The sequence below is a fragment of the Compostibacillus humi genome (assembly GCF_014637175.1).
Lineage (GTDB): Bacteria > Bacillota > Bacilli > Bacillales > Amphibacillaceae > Oceanobacillus > Oceanobacillus humi.
The window spans coordinates 1-3,060 of the sequence record NZ_BMEV01000125.1; the positions used below are offsets into that span (position 1 = coordinate 1).

At 37.7% G+C, this 3,060-nt stretch carries 3 pseudogenes; 1 reads left to right on the top strand and 2 read right to left on the bottom strand.

Annotated elements, in window-relative coordinates:
* Positions 1 to 217 precede the first annotated feature (217 nt).
* Both IEV18_RS16610 and istA read right to left on the bottom strand, forming a co-directional pair.
* Positions 218 to 688: pseudogene (locus IEV18_RS16610) on the bottom strand (ATP-binding protein); the annotation flags it as partial.
* Positions 688 to 2,217: pseudogene (gene istA, locus IEV18_RS17640) on the bottom strand (IS21 family transposase). The pseudogenes IEV18_RS16610 and istA, both read right to left, overlap by 1 nt.
* A gap of 414 nt (positions 2,218 to 2,631) precedes the next feature.
* Here istA and IEV18_RS16620 point away from each other — a divergent pair.
* Positions 2,632 to 3,060 (top strand): annotated as a pseudogene (locus IEV18_RS16620) (transposase); the annotation flags it as partial.

Consider the following 3,060-nt stretch of genomic DNA (forward strand, 5'->3'; position numbering starts at 1 on the left):
TCGAAATCAAACCATTGACGTGTTTGTCAAGAGCGATTGCGGCGGCATTTTCTCTATTTTCGTTAGAACACATCCTTCCAATACTGAGTTTTCATAGAACTTTTGACACTACCGGAATAATATGCAAAAAATTTAGCACATTATTGCGGTGAAGTCTAGTGAAGGTGCTGGAGGAATTTGAACATAAAAGGCTTATTTTGGATGGAATAATGTGGAGCTTTACACTGGTTTGAGATTTTCTCGTAAACTCTTCTGTTTTGAGTGTGTGAATGAGTTCTCCCATCGATATAAAAGATACTTTGTATCCACTGTAAATGGCCTCTATTCCTAATCCTGTGGCCAGATGGGTTTTACCCACACCTGGCGGCCCTAACAGGATTAAGTTATAAAGTTGATCCAGCCATGTAAATTCCTTTAATTGATTCATTTGCTTCTTGCTTATCGATTGCTGCTCATTCAAATTATAGTCATCCAGGGTCTTATAAAAAGGAAAGGATGCCCATTTTAGTCTTCTTTCAATTAACTTCTCTTCGCGACGTTTCTGTTCATAATTTGTTAAGTGATTTAGGAAGACCTGGTAAGTCCAGTCTTCCGATTCTGCCTGCTTGATAAGGCTTGGTAAATAATTGGCTGACTCTGACAGCCGTAAAGAACGCAGTTGCTGCTGTAACTGTTCAAGAGAAGACATTATTTAGACACCCCTTCCAATACTTCAAGATAATCATCTAATTTGCGCGTATGCGGTTTAGTGTATATTGCTGATTTATCAACCTGAGGAAGGAGCTTTATGTTTTGGTTTTGTTTGCCTTCATCTTTGTTCAACTGGCGTTGGCGTTTGACATACTGAATGATATCGCTAAATTCAGTCGCACTGTATATCCCCTTATTTATACATTCTTCTAAAGCTTCATCGATAAGATCCGGTTCCGCCTTGATCGCTTTTCCTATCAACTGAAGCTGGTCCCGTATGTACCTTGGATATCTTTGATGTATTTCTTCCAGATAGATGCGGGCCAATTCTTGATTTTTAAACTTCTCGGCCAGGCTAGTGATGTATGCTGGAATTCCTTTTGTACGGTCACGGGTGTGTTGCGTATCCTGAATTAACTTTCCTTTTTCATGACTCAGCCGATGGTTTGCAATAACTGGACCTTCTTTTTCCTCCCGTATGAATAAATACCCTTCTTCTGTTACTTCGATAAATACGCTTTTCCCTTTTTTATACGTTCCGAGAGGAACGGAGTACCGATTGGAAAGGTAAATTATGGTGTTGTCCTTCCTGACCGTTCTTGTTATACTTGAATCGATACTTGATACAGTAATTTTTTTAATGACCGGTCTTAAGTGTTGTTTTTCTATTAAAAACACTTCTACTGGTCTTTTTTGTTGTGTTATGTATCTTTTTGTTTCCCGTTCTCGCTAACCACGCAAGGCACTGTTCATTCCACTTGTCTAAGTTGGTGTATACTCTATTTTTAGCGAAGTTTTTCTTTACATAACCAACCACATTTTCAATTCTTCCCTTACTTTCTGGGTCTGCTTTCCGACAAATAGATAAGTTTAGTTTTCTTTCTTCACAATAAGACTGAAACTCAGCTGTAAGAATAATGTCTCCCGCATTTTCACTGACAACCAGTAAAGAATCTTGATCATAAATAAGTTCATAAGGAATACCCCCAAAATACTGAAACGCATTTTCATGGCTTCGAATGACATCTTTAGTAGTGAAAGGACGGTCCAGCCACTCTACATACTTATAACGAGAGTGCGAAAGCACGAAACAGATAAAGTTTAATGTTACCATGCTTCCATCCGTTTTCTTCTGCTTTGTTTGACCAAAGTCTATTTGTGCCTGTTGTCCCATTGGGGGATCAGGAATTGCCTGATATATACGTTTTTCCTCCGTTTTAGGAATAGAATATTTTTCACGTAATTCTTTGACATAACTTCGAACAGTGCTTTCTCCAACTTTTAGATTGTCATACCTTTCCAGCAGCCAATCATGTACTTGTGCAGCTGAAAGATCCGGATGTTCTGTAAGCCAGGTATGGATAAGCAATTCGTATGGATCCAATTTCTTTTTCCTTGTTTTGCTAGAAGCCATCCATAGACTCATTTCTTCTGGTGACTTTTCTAGATACTTATAATCGAAATACCTAGCTTTTTAGCTATTCTTCTTATTCTAAAACCCTGTTTTTTTAATTTTTGAATTTCCATGTACACTTCCCACTTTTCCACCTTTCATGTGTCCCCCATTATCATGTAATACAAATTAGTATTATACATGAAATGCGGGTCTAAATAATCAAGAGTCACTGCCCGAGCAGCGAATTGTAAAAGGATGTCACCCCTACGGGGCAACATCCTTTTACATGCTTTTTCCCCGTAGAAAAGTGTTCATTTTTATCTAGCAAAAATTGTCTACTTTAGTTTAGCAGTTACAAATGGAAGTTTATCAAGGAAAATCCTGTTATTGTTAAAAAGGAAACAGAAAAGATTAGTTCAGGAAATGCGTACAATCAAGAGGAAATAAGCGAGTTGTATAAATGTTTGCCACAATTAGAACTTAAATGGAGATTATAATGGACCCAAGATTTTAGACAGCTAGAAAGGATATGTTAAGGTAGGTTTATGAAAAGGAAACGATATTCACCAGAATTTAAAGCACAAGTTGTATTGGAAATTCTTAAGGAAGAGAAGTCTTTAACTGAGCTGTCCTCTGAATATGGGATTCATGTTAATCAGCTGCGGAAATGGAAAACACAATTTCTAGAACAAATGCCGCAACTGTTTCAAAAGCAGAACAAGGATCAAGAAAAGATGAAAGCTGATTATGAAGAACAAATTGAAAATCTATACGCTGAAGTAGGCCGATTAACCACGCAATTGTCGTGGCTCAAAAAAAAATCTGGCATCTACCACAACTAGGCAAGAACGTGTGAATTTGATCGAATGGCAAGACTCAGAATTATCCATTACAAAACAGGCAGAGCTATTAAGCCTTAACCGTTCAAGCCTTTATTATAAACCAGTCGGGCCTTCAGCAGAAGATGTAGCCAT